Origin of the sequence: Geomonas oryzae (assembly GCF_004117875.1) — a bacterium.
Classification (GTDB): Bacteria; Desulfobacterota; Desulfuromonadia; order Geobacterales; family Geobacteraceae; genus Geomonas; species Geomonas oryzae.
Genome location: NZ_RAHW01000009.1, coordinates 26,630 through 45,930, shown reverse-complemented (window position 1 = coordinate 45,930; position 19,301 = coordinate 26,630). Strand labels below are relative to the sequence as shown.

General features: G+C 53.9%; 19 protein-coding genes and 1 tRNA gene. 17 read left to right on the top strand and 3 right to left on the bottom strand.

Features of this window, described 5'->3' with window-relative positions:
- Positions 1–71 precede the first annotated feature (71 nt).
- From D6Z24_RS19260 to D6Z24_RS19200, 12 genes are all read left to right on the top strand, one after another.
- Positions 72–704 (top strand): paraquat-inducible protein A, encoded by a 633-nt coding sequence (locus D6Z24_RS19260; protein ID WP_129128242.1) that lies wholly within the window; start codon positions 72–74, stop codon positions 702–704.
- Positions 701–1,342: a paraquat-inducible protein A gene (locus D6Z24_RS19255; protein ID WP_246014737.1), complete on the top strand. Its 642-nt coding sequence runs from the start codon at positions 701–703 to the stop codon at positions 1,340–1,342. The genes D6Z24_RS19260 and D6Z24_RS19255 overlap by 4 nt, the downstream gene beginning before the upstream one ends.
- Positions 1,335–3,014: a PqiB family protein gene (locus tag D6Z24_RS19250; RefSeq protein WP_129128240.1), complete on the top strand. Its 1,680-nt coding sequence runs from the start codon at positions 1,335–1,337 to the stop codon at positions 3,012–3,014. The genes D6Z24_RS19255 and D6Z24_RS19250 overlap by 8 nt, the downstream gene beginning before the upstream one ends.
- Before the next feature lie 2 nt (positions 3,015–3,016).
- The gene (locus D6Z24_RS19245; protein WP_129128239.1) at positions 3,017–3,610 is read left to right on the top strand and encodes a PqiC family protein; all 594 of its coding nucleotides are present in this window, start codon (positions 3,017–3,019) and stop codon (positions 3,608–3,610) included.
- A gap of 218 nt (positions 3,611–3,828) precedes the next feature.
- A complete protein-coding gene (gene glk, locus D6Z24_RS19240) occupies positions 3,829–4,812 on the top strand; it encodes a glucokinase (protein WP_129128238.1) in 984 nt (327 codons plus the stop codon).
- Between the two features lie 244 nt (positions 4,813–5,056).
- Positions 5,057–5,590 carry a MucR family transcriptional regulator gene (locus D6Z24_RS19235; protein WP_129128237.1) on the top strand — a complete coding sequence of 178 codons (534 nt, stop codon included), beginning with the start codon at positions 5,057–5,059 and terminating at the stop codon, positions 5,588–5,590.
- A gap of 173 nt (positions 5,591–5,763) precedes the next feature.
- The gene (locus tag D6Z24_RS19230; RefSeq protein WP_129128236.1) at positions 5,764–6,426 is read left to right on the top strand and encodes an FKBP-type peptidyl-prolyl cis-trans isomerase; all 663 of its coding nucleotides are present in this window, start codon (positions 5,764–5,766) and stop codon (positions 6,424–6,426) included.
- Positions 6,427–6,585: 159 nt separating this feature from the next.
- A tRNA-Met gene (locus D6Z24_RS19225) sits at positions 6,586–6,662 on the top strand.
- A 232-nt stretch (positions 6,663–6,894) separates the two neighbouring features.
- Positions 6,895–7,101, top strand: coding sequence for a type II toxin-antitoxin system HicB family antitoxin (locus tag D6Z24_RS19220; protein WP_129128235.1), 207 nt, complete (start codon positions 6,895–6,897; stop codon positions 7,099–7,101).
- A 473-nt stretch (positions 7,102–7,574) separates the two neighbouring features.
- On the top strand, positions 7,575–10,082 hold the full coding sequence (locus tag D6Z24_RS19210; RefSeq protein ID WP_246014735.1) for an SPFH domain-containing protein: 2,508 nt from the start codon (positions 7,575–7,577) through the stop codon (positions 10,080–10,082).
- A gap of 118 nt (positions 10,083–10,200) precedes the next feature.
- On the top strand, positions 10,201–11,067 hold the full coding sequence (locus D6Z24_RS19205) for a hypothetical protein (protein ID WP_129128234.1): 867 nt from the start codon (positions 10,201–10,203) through the stop codon (positions 11,065–11,067).
- The gene (locus D6Z24_RS19200; protein ID WP_129128233.1) at positions 11,060–11,536 is read left to right on the top strand and encodes a hypothetical protein; all 477 of its coding nucleotides are present in this window, start codon (positions 11,060–11,062) and stop codon (positions 11,534–11,536) included. The genes D6Z24_RS19205 and D6Z24_RS19200 overlap by 8 nt, the downstream gene beginning before the upstream one ends.
- 451 nt (positions 11,537–11,987) lie before the next feature.
- On the opposite strand, the gene D6Z24_RS19195 is transcribed toward D6Z24_RS19200, so the two are convergent.
- Both D6Z24_RS19195 and D6Z24_RS19190 read right to left on the bottom strand, forming a co-directional pair.
- Positions 11,988–12,266 carry a type II toxin-antitoxin system RelE/ParE family toxin gene (locus tag D6Z24_RS19195; RefSeq protein WP_129128232.1) on the bottom strand — a complete coding sequence of 93 codons (279 nt, stop codon included), beginning with the start codon at positions 12,264–12,266 and terminating at the stop codon, positions 11,988–11,990.
- Positions 12,267–12,273: 7 nt separating this feature from the next.
- Positions 12,274–12,456 carry a hypothetical protein gene (locus tag D6Z24_RS19190; protein WP_129128231.1) on the bottom strand — a complete coding sequence of 61 codons (183 nt, stop codon included), beginning with the start codon at positions 12,454–12,456 and terminating at the stop codon, positions 12,274–12,276.
- A gap of 408 nt (positions 12,457–12,864) precedes the next feature.
- Between D6Z24_RS19190 and D6Z24_RS19180 the strand changes: the two genes are divergently transcribed.
- A complete protein-coding gene (locus D6Z24_RS19180) occupies positions 12,865–13,470 on the top strand; it encodes a YajG family lipoprotein (protein WP_129128230.1) in 606 nt (201 codons plus the stop codon).
- A gap of 132 nt (positions 13,471–13,602) precedes the next feature.
- On the opposite strand, the gene D6Z24_RS19175 is transcribed toward D6Z24_RS19180, so the two are convergent.
- Positions 13,603–14,559 carry an IS1595 family transposase gene (locus tag D6Z24_RS19175; RefSeq protein ID WP_129128229.1) on the bottom strand — a complete coding sequence of 319 codons (957 nt, stop codon included), beginning with the start codon at positions 14,557–14,559 and terminating at the stop codon, positions 13,603–13,605.
- Positions 14,560–14,705: 146 nt separating this feature from the next.
- Between D6Z24_RS19175 and D6Z24_RS19170 the strand changes: the two genes are divergently transcribed.
- From D6Z24_RS19170 to D6Z24_RS19155, 4 genes are all read left to right on the top strand, one after another.
- Positions 14,706–16,391 (top strand): DUF3592 domain-containing protein, encoded by a 1,686-nt coding sequence (locus D6Z24_RS19170; protein ID WP_129128228.1) that lies wholly within the window; start codon positions 14,706–14,708, stop codon positions 16,389–16,391.
- An 82-nt stretch (positions 16,392–16,473) separates the two neighbouring features.
- On the top strand, positions 16,474–17,082 hold the full coding sequence (locus D6Z24_RS19165) for a hypothetical protein (protein WP_129128227.1): 609 nt from the start codon (positions 16,474–16,476) through the stop codon (positions 17,080–17,082).
- Between the two features lie 72 nt (positions 17,083–17,154).
- A complete protein-coding gene (locus D6Z24_RS19160; RefSeq protein WP_162605193.1) occupies positions 17,155–18,369 on the top strand; it encodes a serpin family protein in 1,215 nt (404 codons plus the stop codon).
- Between the two features lie 153 nt (positions 18,370–18,522).
- Entirely contained in the window at positions 18,523–19,116 is a 594-nt protein-coding gene (locus tag D6Z24_RS19155; protein WP_129128225.1) for a hypothetical protein, read from the top strand.
- Positions 19,117–19,301: the final 185 nt, after the last annotated feature.

Below are 19,301 nucleotides of genomic sequence, written 5' to 3'. Positions count from 1 at the left end.
TTCTTTGACTTACACTTTTCCATGCGTTTGTCATTGCTTCTTGGGGTCTCATAGGAGGGAGCGTCTCCCTGATGACCGATCGTAACGCACAACTGATCGCCTGCCACGAATGCGACCTGTTGCAGCGCGACATCCCGCTCAACCCCGGGTGCTATGCGAGCTGCAGGCGTTGCGGTGCCGTACTTTACCGTAACGCCACCGACAGCGTCGACCGCACCCTCGCCTATACCCTGGCGGCATGCATGGTCTTTCTGGGCGCGAATCTTTTCCCCATCTTCGCCATCGAGGTGCAGGGCGACCGCAGCGCCATCACCCTTTTCGGAGCGGTCCTCTCTCTTTGGGACCAGGGGATGAGAAGCGTCTCCGCCCTCGTCCTTATCACGGCGATCATCGTCCCGGCGCTGGAACTTGCCTCGCTCACCTACCTGCTGCTTCCCCTGAAACTCGGCAAGGTGCCTCCGAAATATCCGCTTTTCATGCGCACCCTGCAGTGCATCGAGCCTTGGGGGATGGTGGAGGTGTTGATGCTCGGCGTGCTCGTTTCCCTGGTGAAGCTTACCAACAACTTCCGTGTCATACCGGGTATGGCGTTGTGGTCCTTCGCGGTGCTCACCCTGTTGCTCGCCGCTGCGGCCACCGCCTTCAATGCGCGCGACGTATGGGCCCGGCTCGACGCGAAGCGACAGGATTTGGAGTCAAGGTGAACTCGGCCGATTCCCCCATCGCAGCCGGCCGCGGGCTTTGCTCCTGCCATGTCTGTCAGCTGGTCTCCCGGAGCACCGGCACTTCGCGCGCGCAGTACTGCCCGCGCTGCGGCGCCCGGCTCCATTTGCGCAGACCGGGCAGCGTGCAGCGCTGCTGGGCGCTCGTCATCGCGTCCTACATACTCTATATACCGGCCAACACCCTGGTCATGATGGAGACCGGCTCCCTGATCAGCTACCGCAAGGACACCATCGTGAGCGGCGTCGTGCACCTTTGGAGGACCGGGTCCTGGATGATCGCCGTCATCGTCTTCGTAGCGAGCGTGGCGATACCGCTTCTGAAACTCTTTTCCCTCACCCTGCTGCTCATCTCCGTGCAGCGCAAATCGACCTGGAACCCGCAGCAGCGCACCCGGCTTTACCGCTTGGTGGAAGCGGTGGGGCGCTGGTCCATGCTGGATATCTACGTAGTCACCCTGCTCGCGGCGCTCGTGCAACTGGGCTCGCTGGCCGTGGTGAAGGCCGGTCCCGCCGCGATCGCTTTCGGCGCGGTGGTCGTCCTCACCATGCTAGCCACCATGGAGTTCGACCCGCGCCTGATCTGGGACCCGTTGCAGAAAGAGGATTTCCATGACTGAACCATCCGACAGACAAGAGATGCAGGACCTTCCCGAGGCGGTAAGCGAGCCGAAGCGGCGCTTCTCGATCCAGCTCGTCTGGATCATCCCCATAGTCGCCGCCGTCATAGGTCTTTCCATCGCAGCCAAGGCGTGGGTGGACCGCGGTGAGACCATCACCATCTCCTTCAAGACCGGTGAGGGGCTCGAGGCGGGCAAGACCAAGCTCAAGTACAAGGACGTCATGATCGGCGAGGTGAAATCGATCGCCATCTCCGACGACCGCACCCATGTCGTCGTCACCGCGGAGGTCACCAAGGACGCCAAGGGGCTCATGGTGAAAGACACCCGTTTCTGGGTGGTGCGTGCGCGCATCTCCGGCGGTAACGTCTCCGGCCTCACCACGCTTCTCGGCGGCTCCTATATCGGGGTCGAGGCGGGAACCTCGAAGGAACTCAGCGACAGTTTCATCGGCCTCGAGTCTCCCCCCGCCGTTTCCATGGATGTCCCGGGGCGCCAGTTCGTGCTGCACACCGACGACGTAGGCTCGCTCTACACCGGTTCCCCGGTGTTTTTCCGTCGCATGCAGGTGGGACAGGTCATCTCCACCGACCTCGACCGGGACGGCAAAGGGGTCACCGTCCGTGTCTTCATCAAGTCGCCTTACGACCGCTTTGTCACCACCAGCACCTATTTCTGGCAGGCAAGCGGCGTCGACTTGACCGTTACCCCGGGCGGCGTGAAGCTGAACACCGAATCGATGCTTGCCGTTCTTTTGGGCGGCATTTCCTTCGAGGAGTCGGTCTCCGGCGCCGTCGCCGCTCCCGCCGACACCGCGTACACCCTTTACGGTACCCGCGACGAGGCCCTCAAGAACTCAGCCGCCTCGGAAAAATTCATCCTCGAGTTCCGCGAATCGGTGCGCGGTCTTGCCGTCGGCGCTCCGGTTGATCTGCGCGGCGTCACCGTGGGCGAGGTCACCAACATCAACGTGGTGCTCGACCGCAGCCGCAAGGATTTCTCCGTACCGGTCGAGATCCAGCTCTACCCGGAACACCTGCAGACCCAGTTCCGCAAGGACAGCGGCGGCAATATGCCCCAGCCGGGCACCGCCGAGGCGCACCGGCTTCTCGACGACCTGGTGGCACACGGCTTCCGCGCCCAGATCAAAAGCGGCAGCCTGCTGACCGGCCAGCTCTACGTGGCGCTCGACTTCGTACCCGACGCCCGTGCCGGCCGCATCAACTGGAACAGTTCGCCGCCGCGCTTCCCGACCGTGCCCGGTTCCATGGAGAAGCTGCAGAAGAACCTGATCGAGATCGTGCAGCGGATCGAGAAGCTGCCGCTGGAAAAACTCGCCGGAGATGCCGGACAGACCATGCGCTCCCTCGACGATTCCTTGAAGAGCGCCGACCGGTTGTTGCAGAACATGGACAAGTCCCTTGTTCCCGAGGCGAAATCGGTGCTCACTGAGACGAAGATGACGCTCGAGGACGTGAGAAAGACGCTATCCGAAGCGCGGACCACTTTGGGCGGTGCCAGCGGCGTTCTGAGCGCCGACGCCCCCGTGCAGGTCGATTTGCGTGACACCATGCGCGAGGTCTCGCGTGCGGCCCGTTCGCTGCGGGTTCTAGGGGATTATCTCGAACAGCACCCGGAATCACTGATACGCGGCAAAAAGGAGGAAAAATAGCCATGCGCACCGTCTCCGTACTCCCGGTCTTGTTTGGATTTTTTCTCCTGTGCGCCGGATGCGTCAGGTCCCCCGGCGTCACCTTTTACACACTGACTCCGGCGGCTGTCCAGGAAGTGGAAGCGTCGTCCGCGCAGCCCTTATCGGTGAGAGTCGGACCGGTAACGCTGCCGGAACTTTTGGATCGCCCCCAGCTCGTCGTGCGCGTCGCTCCCAACCGTGTCGACATTCTGGAAGCGCACCGCTGGGCCGAACCGCTGAAAGAGGAAATTCCGAGGCTTTTAGCGCAGGATATGGGGCGCAGACTCGGTTCGGGCCGCGTGTTTGCCTACGGCCAAAGTAGCGGTACTGATGCCAAGTACGGAGTGCCGGTCGATATCCTGAGACTCGAAGCCGTCACCGGTGAAGCGGTCACCATCGAGGCCGTCTGGAGTGTGCGCAGGGGAAGTGACAGCAGGGTAGGGCGCGCCGTGGTCCGCGAAAAAACGACCGGACCCGGTTACGATGCCGTGGCCGACGCGACGAGTCGCGCCCTTAACGCCCTAAGCGCCGAGATCGTGAAAACCGTCCTTGCCGCGGACGCCATCCCCAAGTAACCTCGCAGATACTAAGCGTTGCAGGTGACCTCGCGTCCCCCCTATGCGAAGGTTCATCAGGGAATTTCGGGAACGGCAACAGATTTGCCCATGAAGCGACGCAGGTGACCTCGCGCTCCCCCCTTTGCGAAGGGGGGACGGGGGGGATTTGTTTTTTTGAGGGGGGGGTAATTAACAGCTAACGCTGGCACACGGCCGTGCCGTGACCGGGAGGTCATATGCTCATTCTCGCAGGAGACGTGGGGGGAACCTCGACCCGTATTGCCTACTTCCAGGCCGATCCCGCCGGACTCACCACGCTTGCCGAGGCGCAGTACAAAAGCGCCGCACACGGAAGCCTCATCGATATCGTGCGCCACTTCGCCTCGCAGCATCACATCAGCGCGGAGCGTGCCTGTTTCGGTATCGCCGGTCCCATCATCGAGGGACGGGTGCGCACACCTAACCTCCCTTGGACCATTGAGAGCGAGGAGCTTGCCGCCGCGTTGGAACTCCCAAGCGTGCTGCTCATAAACGACCTCGAGGCGAACACCTACGGCATCGCATCGCTGAAACAGCAGGACCTCTTCACCCTCAACCCAGGTGTTGCCAATCCTTCCGGCACCATTGCCGTGGTCTCGGCAGGAACCGGACTTGGCGAGTCGCTCGCCTACTTCCTGGGAGGGATCCATCATCCGCTTCCCAGCGAAGCGGGACACGCCGATTTCGCCGCGCGCAACGAACTGGAAGCGGAACTCCTTCTTTACCTGCAGACTAAGCACGGCCGGGTCAGCTACGAACGCGTGTTGTCCGGCCCCGGGCTCCTGGATATCTATCGTTTTCTACGTGATGGACATTACTATCCTGAAGAGGAATCCATCGCCGCAGCGATGAGCGCCGGCGATCCGCCCGCGGTCATCACCAAGGCGGCCTTGGAATCGCGTTGCCCGATGTGCGGCAAGGCTCTCGAAGTCTTCATATCCGTCTACGGAGCCGAGGCGGGCAACGCCGCCCTCAGGTTTCTCGCCACAGGCGGCGTCTACCTTGGCGGCGGGATCGCACCGAAGATTCTCGACCTGCTGAAAGGACCCGCATTCATGCTTTCTTTCACCGCAAAAGGAAGGCTGAGTCCCCTGGTGCAGTCTATTCCGGTGCACGTCATACTGAATGAAAAAACCGCTCTTTTAGGTGCCGGAAGGGCTGCATTCTATGCACATCTGTGAAGTACAGTTTCTTTCTTCGTGATCTTTGCAGGCGGTGGGCGGCGGCATGATCCTGCCGACTCAAAAAACGCTCTTTCCGATCCAGCGTCCCTTATCATTTCAAGTCGATCCCTTCAGCGATTAAGTTTGTTCATTTTTGTCGATCCGTATACTCAGTCCTGCAACGTTATTTTTACTTTATTATTGACAATATCTCCGTCTCTGCTATTAATCACCTAACTATAACTTTGAAGGAGGGTGGTAAATGGCGACCTTGGTAGAAATAGCTGCACAACTCGTTGCATCGCATGCCTCCAGCACGCCGATGACATCGGACGAGCTTCTCGCGGAAATAGCCAAAGTTCACGCTGCGCTGAAGAATCTTGAAGCAGGACAGGGCGTGGAAGGCGTCGAAGAGACAAAATCTTCACTCTCCATCAAAGAAGCCTTCAAGAAGAACGAAGTGGTCTGCCTTGTTTGTGGCAAAGGCGGGTTCAAGACCCTCGCGCGTCACCTGAGCACGGCACACGGCATGAAGCCCGGCGCCTACAAGAAGCAGTTCGGCATTCCGAGCAAACAGGCCTTGTCTGCGAAGAGCTACTCCGAGTCCCGTCGCAAGATGGCGCAGGACCGCGGTCTGGCCGACAACCTCGCCAAGGCGCGGGAAGTGCGCATGGCCAACATCGAGGCGAAGAAAGAGACCGTAGCCAAGCCTGCGAAAGCCGCGAAGGCCCCCAAGGCCCCTGCTGCCAAGGCCAAAGCCCCCAAAGCGAAGGCGGCCCCCAAGGCAAAGAAGTAGGCCGAGTCAAACGTCTGTAAAAAAGCACCCCCAGGGGTGCTTTTTTTGGTCCAAAAGTACCCGTAACTAGATATTTTGCTGAGACCGTTGCCTCACGTTCCCCCCTTTGCGAAGGGGGGGCAGGGGGGATTTGCTTTTAGATGGCATACCATCCAATCTCAGGAGGAAAAAACATGACCAGACTCATTGCAGCCGCGCTGTTATTGCTTCTCGCCGTCCCCGCCTTTGCCGCCGACGACAAGAAAGCCGAAGATCAAAAGACCCTTTACGCCGTAGGCCAGGTAATGGCACGCCAGTTGGCCATCTTCGACATGACGCCGGATGAACTGGACCATGTGCTGAAAGGTGTTAAGGACGGTATCGCCGGGAAAAAGCCGGACTTCGATATCGAGCCTTACAAGGCGAAAATCCAGCAGCTTGCCATGGCGCGTCGTGCCGCACAGGGCGATCGTCTTGCCGCCAAGTCCAAGGAATTCGTCGAGAAGGCCGCAAGCGAGAAAGGTGCGGTCAAAACCGCTTCCGGGCTCGTTTACAAGTCCATCAAGGAAGGGACCGGAGCTAGTCCCTCAGCTACCGACAAGGTGAAAGTCAACTACCGTGGCACCCTCATCGACGGCAAGGAATTTGACAGCTCCTACGCTGCCGGCCGTCCGGTCGAGTTCGGGTTAAACCAAGTCATCAAGTGCTGGACCGAGGGCGTGCAGAAGATGAAGGTCGGCGGCAAGGCACAACTCGTCTGTCCTCCCGAACTGGCATACGGTGAGCAGGGTTCCGGGATGATTCCCGCCAATGCGACACTGGTATTCGAGGTCGAGCTTCTGGACATACTGAAGTAAATCCTTGCTGCAGTGATGCCGATGCAGCATGAGAAAGTTTTAGCGCTATTTTTTATTGACAACGAAGGCGCTCTAGACTATAAAGAGTGTCTCTTGAGGCGCGGCAGTAAACGTTGCGAGAGAACAGCAGGTAGTTGACATCATTACAAATAAGAGCTTGGCGGTGTAGCTCAGCTGGTTAGAGCACACGGCTCATATCCGTGTTGTCCGGGGTTCAAGTCCCTGCACCGCCACCATACAAGAAAGAGCCTTTCGGTTAACGCCGGAAGGCTCTTTTGCTTTGTACGCCAGGCGCCCGGTTTCCACCGGGCGCCTGTCCCCTTAGTGCTTTGGAAAGGTGGCTAAGCAGAAAGAAACGTTCCGCTCATATTTAGCATTGTCTCATCTATCTTCAGCACCTTGGAGTTCTCTTCGCTCGTGTTGCGTCTTACTCCGCTCTTTGATATATTTCCTCGAGAGGTGCTGACTATGAATGAGATCTTGTTTGTTGTAGAGAGTGCGCCGGAAGGTGGGTATGTCGCCAAGGCTCTTGGCGAATCAATATTTACCGAGGCTGACACCCTTGAAGAACTCCATACTAATGTGCGAGATGCGGTCCTGTGCCACTTCGACGCAGGTGCGGCACCAAAGATGATCCGCCTGCATTTTGTCCATGAAGAAGTCTTGGCTGTATGAAACTGCCGCGTGATATCACCGGCTATGACCTAGCAAAAGCTCTTCGCAAATTGGGTTATACGATTACCCACCAGACAGGCAGTCATATCCGCCTTTCAACAACCGCAGACGGCGAGCATCATATTACACCGCCCATATTCCTCTCAACGTCGGCACGCTTGCCGCCATCCTCTCCGATATCGAATCCCACCACAAACTGACGCGTGAAAATCTGCTGGAAATCCTTTTTTCGTAAAATGAATCCAACACGCTTCAATCAGAAATATCGCATGTTGATCCATTCTCATTGACCAAACGGTTCAAATGAGCGTATAAATATTGTCGCTCCAAATCCTGCTAATAGGTCAGCATGACTATAGGAAGAGGCAGATTGTCACAATTTCAAGCCGCCAGTGCGAACCACAAGCACTGGCGGCTTTTTTAATGGATTTATATTTATTTGTTCCTAACGCACCGCACTTCTAGGAGGCGCCATGTCAGACCCCGCAAATATCTTCATCTGGATTGGTAACCACTATCTCTACCTTCTTGCCTTTGCCGCCGTAGTCATACTGCTCTGGAACTCGGTGGTGATCGTCGGGGGCAACGAGATCGCCCTCATCGAGCGGCGCTGGTTCGGCAGCAAGATGCCGCAGGGGCGCGTCGTGGCGCTCGGAAATGAAGTCGGCATCCAGGCCCGCACCCTCGGACCGGGACTGCACTTTCTCATTCCTTTCATCTACAAGGCGACGAAAAGCGTCTTCACCGAGATACTGGAAAACGAAATCGGCCTGATCGAATCGGTCGACGGCACCTCCATCCCGTCCGGGCGCATCTTCGCCGCCGTCGTCGCCGGTCATAACTCGTTCCAGGACGGCGAAGCCTTCATCAGAAACGGCGGCCAGAAGGGGCCGCAGATCGAGGTACTCCCTCCGGGCAAGTACCGCATCAACCCGTATCTCTTCAAACTGACCAAGGGGAACGTCACCGAGATCAAGGACTTCGAGATCGGCATCGTAGAGTCGGTGGATGGTGTCGCCATACCTGAGGGCAGGATCTTCGCCCAGGCCGTAGAAGGACACAGCTCTTTCCAAAACGGCGAAGCGTTCATCAATAACGGCGGACAGAAAGGCCCACAGATCGAGATCATCCCTCCCGGCAATTACCGCATCAACCCGTACCTCTTCAAGGTGACCAAGAGCTCCGCAACCAAGATCGGCGACGGGGAGATCGGCCTGGTGGAATCAGCGGACGGTTCGGCCATCCCTGCCGGACGCATCTTTGCTTCCGTTGTCTCCGGGCACAACTCCTTCCAGTCCGGCCAGGATTTCATCGTGAACGGCGGCCAGAAGGGCCCTCAGACCGAGATCCTGCCGCCGGGCGTCTATCGTATTCATCCGAACCTTTTCAAGGTGACCAAGGCCGAGGCAGTCATAATCGCGAAAGGCGAGGTCGGCATGGTCACCGCCCAGGACGGTGCACCCATTCCCATGGGACGACTTCTCGCGCAGAGCGTGCCGGGACACTCCAACTATGAAAACGGCGAGGCCTTCCTCAAAAACGGCGGACAAAAGGGACCCCAGATCGACGTGCTGCTCCCGGGTACCTACCGTATCAACCTGAACCTGTTCAATATCCAAGTCGCGCAGGCAGCGGTGGTCGAGGCGAACAAGATCGGCCTTGTGACCGCCCTGGACGGCATTCCGCTGCCGGAGCGCGAATACGTTGCCTCCCCGATCACCGGCCACAACGACTACCAGGACGGTTCCGCCTTCCTCTTGAAACACGGGCAGCGCGGCCCGCAGCTGGACGTGTTGCGACCGGGAACCTATTACATCAACCCGCTTATGTTCAGCGTCGCCATAGACGACGTTGCAGTGGTCGAGCGCGGACAGGTCGGCGTCATCGTCTCCAACGTGGGAGAAGACCCGACCGAGGAAATGAAGAAACGCCTCGGTTCTTCCCAGACCGGCGCCTCGGAAGAAGAGGGGAAGGAGAAGTACGTCGTACCGAAGGGGTTCCGCGGCATTCAGGAGGAAGTCGCCGGACCGGGACGCTACTATCTCAACCGCCGCGCCTTCATGGCGTACATCATAGACACCACCAACATCACCATCGACTGGGATGATCAGGAAGACACACGTTTCGACCAGTTGACCGTCATCTCCAAGGACGGTTTCCCGATCCAGGTCTCCGTCAAGGTGGTCATCCGCGTCCGTCCGGACCAGGCGCCGTACATGGTCGCCAAGGTCGGATCGATAGACAACCTCATCCAGCACGTCATTCACCCGATGATCGACTCCTCCTTCCGCAACCAGGCTTCCACCGCCTCCGCGATGAACTTCCTGCAGAGCCGTTCCGAAGAGCAGGCGAAGGCCGAATCCAGGGCGCGGACCGACCTGGAGAAGTACCACGTCGAGTGCGTCTCCGTGCTGATCTGCCAGATCAAGCTTCCCGAGGATCTGATGCAGACACAGACAAAGCGGATCATCGCCGAGCAGCAGCAGGAGATGTACAAGATGGAGCAGAAGAGTCAGGCCGAGCGGACCGAGATGGAGAAGATGCGCGCCACCGCCGACCAGCAGCCGACCCTTGTCGCCTCCGAGATCGCCGTGAAGGTCGCCACCCAGAAGAAAGCCGAGATGATCACGTTGGCCGAAGGCAACGCCGAGTCCAAGGCGCTGGAAGGGGCCGGTGAAGGTAAGCGGTTAAAAGCGATAGGCGATGGCGAAGCGTCCAAGATCGCCGCCATCGGTGAAGCCACCGCGCAGGCCTACAACAAGCAGCAGGAAGCCATCGGCGAAGAAGCCATCAAGCAGATCAAGATCGTCGAACTGATCGCCGCCGCCATCCAGGAAGGGAAGATCAAGATCGTTCCCGACGTCCTAGTCACCGGCGGCGCTAGTGCAGGCGACGGTTTGATGGGGCAGTTGAGCCGGGTGTTACCTGGAGTCGATCTCGCCGCCTTGATGAACAAGCAGGCGGCGTTGCCGAAGGCGTAAGAGGCTAGAAGAAGCTAAGGAGTAGGTGGGGACCGGTATAAGATTGATGGACATGGTTGGTTAAGGGGCTGCGCAGGTCAGCAGTAATCCTTCCGATGAACTCAGGTTGGAGGTACCTATGAACGTAAAAGTATTTTATGTCCTAAGATATACCTTGGTTGAAGAAGGGCAAGCAAGACTCTTTGCTGAACCATTGCCTACGCCAAAAGGTTATGCGATATGTGGTGCACTCACAAATGCTGGTGCAGACGTTTTTTTTAGGTATTGGGGAGTGCAATATAGTTTTGTCGGATTCCAGCATATACAAGGTAATAGCAGATTCCTCCTTGGTAAATTTGCAAAACTTAAGAAAGTCGACTTAGGTGAATATGAACCAGGTGATATAAAAAGTGATTCTCATGACAACTGGATACCACTTAATTGCTTAATCGATTGCGAATCTCAGCATATTTTAATTGAAAAGAAGGTTTCTTTTGCTGATATTGGAAGTATAATGTCCATTATGTCGTTCGGACTCAATAGAATAATTTCTGATAAATACAACTGTAAAGTGTTTATTAAAGGTATAACTAACAAACATTTATTTTGGAATATAGTCGATGAAAGTGAACGTATTTATGCTTTAGAGCTAAAACTCCTATCTCCAAATTTATTGGATGCAAATTTGACCGCAAGGGCGTCATTAGCAGCTTTAAAAATGCTTTTTACTCAAGACACGATAACTATTACTTTAAAGAACGATGCTGGTAATTTGTCGGTACCAGTTCAACCTACTAACGATTACATAGATTACATTTCTGAGGGAGAAGGAGAGTGGAAAATTGTAAGGATGTTGCAGGGAGTTAAAAGGAAATTTTACAGTCGCGACAGCATTAAAACCATAGACGTACCACCCTCTAATGGATCAAGCAACGAAGTTTCTCCAGATTCTATGGCTTCAGTCCTGATTGATATACTAAATAAGTCAAGAGATGAAGATGGTTAAAAATAAGTTTAAGAAATTTCTTATAGCATCATGGTCAATTTTTTTAGCAGTAGTGGCATGTAGAGAATCTCCTAATTTTTCTAACGCAGTAGTAACCTCTTTTCTATCTGTAATAGCTTGTTGTGTTACTGGGTTCATCGCCATCAGTCTTGGGATGATTACTCTTATTGACAATTCTCATCAGAAAGTAGCTGATTTAGTAGAAGAAAAAGATGTGAAATTTTATAAAGTTCATAGTCTGTTTACTGAATTAAAAAAAGAACTTTTTCAAAACATGGCTTTGTTTGTAGTCATCAGCCTATTGACATCTTTATTGAAATATATGCCTTCTGTACAGTATGGCATGTATTTGCAGCTTATTTCGATATTGTTTCTGGCTGTTTGCGCTGTTGATCAAGTGTTAGCTGGCCACACTGTGATCGAAATCAGGAGGGAAGTGATAGGTGGCTTTAATAAAGCAAAGAGCTGAGGCCACGAAGGAGCAGGGGGCTGCCAATCTATTATGCGTTACTCATTGTCATGGTCTTGGACGTAACACATTAAATCAGCTGATTAGCGCTATCTGGTTATCTACTTCGCTCAAGCTGTCGATAGGCCTGAGGTCATGAGAGCACCCGTAATTGTTTTTGAGGCAGCCGCAAACTGAGCAATGCGCCAGAACCGTTTGCCAAAAAATTTTGTCTCCGACGATTAAAACTAAAGACATATTCGTCCAGGTACCTTTGCAGACACGGGGACGCTGGTAACTTGTATAACTTATTAAGCCTATCCCCAAAAAGTGCTACCTTTCAGGACAAATTTAGGGGAGTGATCCCAATCAAACAGGTGGATCGGTGAAACCCGGTCAATGGCTCGCTCGTTGGATGAGAGGCAAACGGAAAGTAACGAAGGGGAGAGGAAAAGGATGTGAAAGGACGGGTTCAATAGCAGATATCGTGGCTGCCTATTTGAATGAAGAGCACTTCTTCGTCATCTAGGAGCCTGAAAACGATTCTGTCTGAATAAGAGATGGAAAAGGCATGGTATTCCTTCAGGTTGCCTTTTAGTCGATGGGTCTTGAGACGTTTGTCAAAGGCATCTTCCTTGAAGATCGAGAGGCGCTCCTTCAGTTGCTCTTTCTCCCTGACGGAGAGCTTTCTCAGATACTTGAGCCACTGCTTCTCAAAGCTCGCATCGTAATTGATGGCCTTTGGTCTCATCCCAAAGCTACAGGGCGCCAATCAGGTCGTCGACAGAGACCTTCTTGGTCTTGCCCTCGGCCAGATTTTTTTCTGCTTCGCCTATGCGTACAAGAAATGCCTGCCGCTGCACGGTGCGGTAGACCTCTTTTAGCAGGGCGTATTCCTGCTTCGGAACTTTGACGAAATCCTTTGCTGTTGTCTGTGGCATGAATGACCTCTCCGTGTGCCTAATCTGCATGGCAGGTGGATTATCACATAAGTCGCTCGGGATGTCAAAAAGACACCAGACACACTGCTATTGAAGAACAACATCCAACCCACAGCCTTAGTCGCGGCTGCTGGCGCTCTCGGTCAAGGCCACCATGGTAAAGGTGGGAGAAGGCCGGTATAGTCGGACTAGAACCGAGGAACCCGGGCTAAAAAACGGGGATTAATGGCGGGGCTCAGCAACCAAGCGGACTCCAAGGGCGGAACAGACACGGCTGATTGTGTCGAAGCGCGGATGTGGAAAATGGGGCCAGGCTTGCAGAGTTTTAAACTCGCTAAGAGGGAAGCTGGAGTGACATTGCATCTGTTGAAATCAGTACAAATACCTTAGACGTGAATAGGAGAGAAAATGAAAAAACTGATCATGTTGCTTGTTGTATCTGCCTGGCTGTCGGGTTGCGCATTGACAACGGATAAGATTGATCTGTCTTACGTCCCTCAGGTTGGTGTGCCAGAGATCCCTGGTGCGAAAGATGTCGTAGTAGCCGTTAATATTAACGATCAGCGCCAAGATAAAAGCACCAAAGTCAGCTGCAAAAAAAATGGATTTGGAATGGAAATGGCGCCCATTATGGCCAATGAGGACGTAACCTTAACGCTCAAAAGGGCAATAGAACAAGAGCTACAATCCCGTGGGTTTAAGATTGGGAGCCAAGCACTTGTATCAATTACGGGTGAGCTGACGAGGTTCTGGAATGATCACAAATCAGGCTTTTTTTCTGGAGACTCCATAGCCGATCTAAACATGAACATCTTAGTAAAAAACAAGAATGGAAACATTCTTTATACACGGCAAATAGTAGCACAAGGAGTCGAACCGAACATTCAACTTATGACAGGAGAAAATGCACGCCTGGCTTTAGATAAGGCATTAGCGAACGGATTGAAGCTTTTATTCGATGATTCTGCTTTCCTCTCGGCTTTGATTGAGGTTTCCAAAAAAAGCGCCTCTTAAAAGCGAAAACGGGGCATTGGGGGCATTGTTGAGATTTTGAGATTCGCATGGGGAACAAGGGGAACGTAGGGACAAGGGGGACGGGTATAAGAATTATAAGTTTATCCTGCCGAATCTTATAAACTTACCTGATTAGAGCCAATCTTCCGCTGTCCGCAACCACACCTCAGGTCGACGACCGGTACAAACAGTCGCCGCGATCAGGCGAGGCAGCATAGCGGCAAGATCAAAGCGGCGGTTAAACCGGTACTGATACTCGCCGAGATACCGGTGTGGGTATTTTGAGAAATCGAAGGCATGGTAGGTACCAACGATAGCATTCTTTACGTTGCCAAGGATCGTGTTAACCCACTTGAAGCACTCCATTTTTTGGGTTTTCATCGTTCCTTTTCTCACGACATGTCGCTCATGGGAGCATCCAATTTGAGTGACAGCTGTAAAGCACCAGAAGCCATCTGAGACAACTGTTGCCGACGGTGCCAACTTTTGACTAGCCCAGGTCTTGACGTCGCTATGACCGAAGCTTTGGACTGGCGAAAACAGTGCGTAGACCGGGTTGTTCTGTTTGTTTGTCTCCACAGCAGCGATGAAAGGAACTTTGTTTTCTGAACCACGGCCTCTTTTTCCTTGGTATTCGCCGCCGAGATATGAGTCATCTATCTCCACTCGTCCGTGGAGCTTTGTTGACTGCTCCCGTTCGAACATAACTTGCATCAACTTGTGTTTAATTCGCCATGCAGCACGATATGTCAGTCCAAGCAACCGCATCAATTCTAAGGACGACATATTGTTCTTGTTCTGAGTAAGAAAGTACATCGCTAGGAACCAAGTGGTTAGAGGCAACTTGGTAGAGTGAAATACAGTATCCTCGGTCAATGTCGTCTGCTTCCTGCAGGCGCTGCACTGGAATACTTTGACTCTACCTCGTTTGTAGCTGCAATATCTGGTGCCTTTGCACTTGGGACAGATGAAACCTGCCGGCCACCTCGCCGACTCAATGGCAGCCTCGCACTGGTCCTCGCCACCATAGTTTGCGAGAAACGCTTTCAGACTAAGACCTTGCTGGAACTGAAGACGGTTCATTTTCACGGCGCACTCCTTCGAGTAAAGTTGCCGTGATTATAGGTGCTATTAGTGGCAGAAAATGTCCGGCCAGCCGCAACAGCGGAAGATTGGCGCTAATCAGGTAAACTTATACGTGTCCCCTTATCTTCTATTTAGAGAACGGAAAAGACATGGCTACTTCCGACACATCTAATCGTATCCCCCCAAAAACCGGCCATACGGTCTGGCCTCTCTATCTCTTCCTTACCATCTTTTTTATTGTTGGTAGCTGCTGCCTGCTCTACGCCCCGGTCAAAGCTGTAAAGACACTTATCTTCATCCGGAACGCTGCCGTTACCATCGGAACCGTGGAAGAGCTTGTGGCAAAACATGGCTCGAAATCGACCACCTATGCCCCGTCTGTCGCCTTTAATACCCCGGATGGGAGGATGGTCAGGTTCATCTCCAAAGTAAGCGGCAGTCGATCGGCATACAACGTCGGGCAGCGGCTGGAGGTCTACTACGACCCGGCAAACGAGGGAAACGCAGAGATCAATGGCTTCATCCCCCTCTGGATGCCTGTCATCATCCTCTCAGCTCTTGGACTTTCCTTCAGCGGGATCGGCGGGGGAATGATCTATGCCGTACGACGTTCCGTAAAGGATGCGGAACAGAAAAAGGCGCTGCTGCAGAAGGGGATGCTGGAGTGGGAGACGGAACCGGACTGGCAGTCGGCAACGATCAGGTCGGCCACTGGCAGGGAAGCGGCCTTTTTCTGGCTGTTTGCCGCTGTCTGGAATGCCATCGCCCAGCCCACGGGATTCTTCTGCCTCAACGCACTGATTTACGAAGGTAATCGTCTGGCGGCGATCGGGCTGATGTTCCCGCTGGTTGGGTTCTGGCTCCTCTGGGAAGCAGCCAAAAGGACACTTCAGGTGAGGATTTTCGGAGATATTCAGCTCCGTATGGACCCGTTTCCCGCCTCAATCGGAGGCGAGGCCGGCGGTACGATAGACCTTCCGATCCACTTCAGCAGCGGCAATGTCTTCTCTGTTTTCCTAAGCTGCGAACAGGTTGTCAAGCACCGGGATGGCAACCGTAGGGAGCTGATCTGGCAGGAGGCCGGCTGTGCCGCGTCAACGCTTGGGCCTGCCGGCACACGGATCGCCTTCCGGGTTGCCGTTCCAGCTACCGAACCGCCAAGCGGTGATTCGCACCAGTGGACGGTACGAATAGCCGCTGAACTTCCCGGCCTGGACCTGGATCGAAGTTTCGCCATTCCTGTGATCAGGGAGGAACCGCCCAAGACATCCCGGCTGGCCGTGCCGCTGGCCCCAGACATGATGCCCTGCGAAGGGCTCCCTGCTTGGACAGTACAGGTCCAACGTCAGGGCGAACGGCTACTGCTCCACTACCCATGCCGCCGGAATCTGAAGACAGGCTTGCTGTGTGTATTTTTCAGCAGCTGGTTTCTTGGGGGAGTGTCAATCTGCCTGGTCAAATCGCCTGGAATGGGATTTGTAATCCTGCCTTTTTTCGGCGTGATAGGGGTAGGCTTGCTGCTTTATGCCGTATGGCTCTTAAGCAACTCACTTAAGGTGATTGTCGGAGCCGGCGAGCTATCCGTAGTGCGTCGGTTATTCGGCATCCCTGTCAATAGTTCCTCCATAGAAACTGCTCTAGTCAGGAAAGTTGAAATCGTGAAGTTTGGGGCACGCGGCACTGGAACAACCGCCAAACTGATCTATCGGATCACGGCGGATTGCGGCAATGGCACAAACATCACACTGGGAGACGGAGTTGAAGGGAGAGCCGTAGCCGAGGAGATTGCCAGACAGTTGCGGCAGGTCTGCGGGGTTAATCGTCCCGGCAACTGAGAGCGGGGCGGGCGAGAACAGGGAAAGGACGTAGGGAGATTATGAAATGCCGTCTTGCCGTTACATTCGACAGGAACCACACATGCTATTGAAAATGTACATAACTGCTGCAATGACCGCATTGCTTACGGCCTGTGCGACACCGGCCGTCTCTCCCACGTCCGCCCAAGGCACCAACAGTGATGGGATGTACATTACCGATGGACAAAAAGTAGGCTTCTCCATTTATCAAAAGGGGCGGGTGGTGAATGCCCAGTGGGAGAACGGCTACCTGACTTACCGGTTAACGAATGGCAACTTCACCATCACAACTAAATACGAGAGCCTGAAGATGTATCTTGCAGAGAAAGACGTCGGAGAATTCAGGGAAAGCAAAAAAGTGAAGCTGAGTGTGCTTTCCTCGGTGCTGACCGGTGCCTCGGAAAGCAACTCCGACACCTTGTTTGTTGCAGATCACACAGATCCCCTGTCGTCCAACAATTCTCTGGATCCCTACAGCGGGCTGAAAGCCGGCAAATCCGGAAATTCTTTCGTAGCGGGAACTCTTTATTTCTTAAAAACGGGCAAGGAAATAAGTTTATCGAGGTACTCCGGCACGTTATTTGGCTACACTTGGGTTGATTTCAACGGAGACCACAGGATCGGCCTTGACGAAATTTCCAGGATCAAGTTTCTAGTCAACACAAAGTGATGGAGAAAATTGAACGTGTACTCTCTCGTTATTGCTTAAATGACTCTTCTGACGATACAAGGGGCCAAAATGATGGCTAAAGCCATACGAGCTGCTGTTGCAGTGATCTTTGCACTCTCACTCCTGGCGCCGGCAGCTATGGCGGATGATCAGGCTGTCATAACGTCGATTGCTAACGCGAATAACGCTTTCGCACTGGACCTTTATGCCAAGCTTAGGAAGGAAACAGGCAACCTGTTCTTCTCTCCATACAGTATCTCCTCTGCATTGGCTATGACCTACGGTGGAGCCAAGGGGGATACTGCAGCGGAAATGGCTAAGACTCTCCACTTCTCGGCCGATCCCGTAAAAACAGGTGCAGCGTTCGCCATCCACAACAACAGACTCAAGGAGATTCAAAAAAAGGGCAACGTGAAGCTGCTCATCGCCAACTCCCTGTGGCCGCAAAATGACCATTCTCTTCGCCCTGAATATTTGTCTTTGATAGAAAAATTCTACGGCTCTTCCGTCATGCCTGTTGACTACAAACGTGATCCGGAAAAGGCAAGACGACGCATCAATGAGTGGGTTGAAACCAAGACACAAGGGCTGATCAAGGATATCATTACTGCTCCTCTTCCACGGACTACTTCCATGGCACTTGTGAATGCCATCTATTTCAAAGGCAGATGGTCGCAGCAGTTTGATCCGAAGAGGACGTTTACAGGTGATTTCACCCGCATAGACGGCTCGAAGACAAAGGTGCCGATGATGCGTCAGAATGGACGTTTTGGCTATAACGAAACTAAAGACGCCAAACTTCTTGAGCTCCCCTATGTGGGGGGACAGCTCTCTATGACTGTGATCCTCCCCCATGATGATTCGCAACTTCCCGGGCTCGAAAGTCAACTTGCCGCCGTTAATCTGGAAGCGTGGTTATCCGGTATCGAGAAACGCCCTGTCGACGTCGAACTGCCGAAATTCAAAATGCAATGGGGGTCGTTCAATCTGGTAAAGCCGCTACAAAAGTTAGGGATACGGAAAGCGTTCGAAGAACAAGCCGACTTTTCAGGGATGGACGGCAAAAAGGGGTTTGTGATCCAGCGTGTTCTGCACAAAGCATTCGTGGAGGTGAACGAGGAAGGCACGGAGGCCTCTGCGGCAACCGCCGCAACGGTCATGCTCACCGGCCGCCCCACGAAAGCAAAGTCCTTTAAAGCCGACCACCCGTTCCTCTTTGCTATCAGGGAAACGGAAACAGGGAACATCCTGTTTTTCGGACGGGTCCTCGATCCCAAGGCTATGTAGATATCGGTTTTCAGGATGCAAGACTGGTGAGCGCCGATCCCGTCGGTATGGACGCTGGTGAAGGGGCGGAACCAGCCAAGTGAGAAGAGTAACAGCGACCGCACACCATCGCCTGGAGCACACTCCGCGGACCAGTCTGCGCTGGGAGGGGAAATGAAACAGGGTACACTAGTTTTACTCATGCTGGTCGCCTGCGCTGTACTAATTAATGTCGAGGAAGCACGCTCTGAGCAGACAATGGATTATAACAAGATATTCAAAGGAGAGGCATGGGCTGGAAGTACGGCCTTCCTACAATGGGCTAGACCGCTCGCAATTAAGAGCAGTGCGAACGTGCCGTGTTCTGACAGAATATTACGTCGGCTTACTGATTCTGCGGAAAACGTTCTATTTTGCCGGCAGGTTGCGGAGTTAAAGGTTGATGGGCTGGTCGAACCCGCCGAACTCGTCTGGGCGATTGTCCGAAAAGCTACTCCGTCATCCTATGGCCTCGACTGCAACGCTGGGATTGTCTTCTTGGATAATAAGCAGATGATTACAGAGGATGGCCCTTCAGACTGTGAATATTCCCTGGGTATCGTAGATCCCGCATACACTCCAATAATGGTATTTCTCGTAAAACTGACGGGCGAGATGGGAATCGTCTTCGATGGCCATGGAGCTGAATGTGGAGGGCGGGCCGTGTTAAAGCAGGAGGGGCGGATCTTTAAGCAGGTTCATGAACTATACTGGACTTGCGAGCACTAGTGTCCTCAAAGTTTGCTCTATTTAAAGCTGGCATAGGGGGCGGAGCGGGATAGATTCTAATTCTGACAGTCGCAGGTTTTGTTTGACGAAGCCGCGCTTCTTGGTGTAATCATTCCGTTATGACACTTAGCAACTTCTACATCGCGCTGATTATTAGCACCTCTATCCCGTAGAGGTGGGCCTGC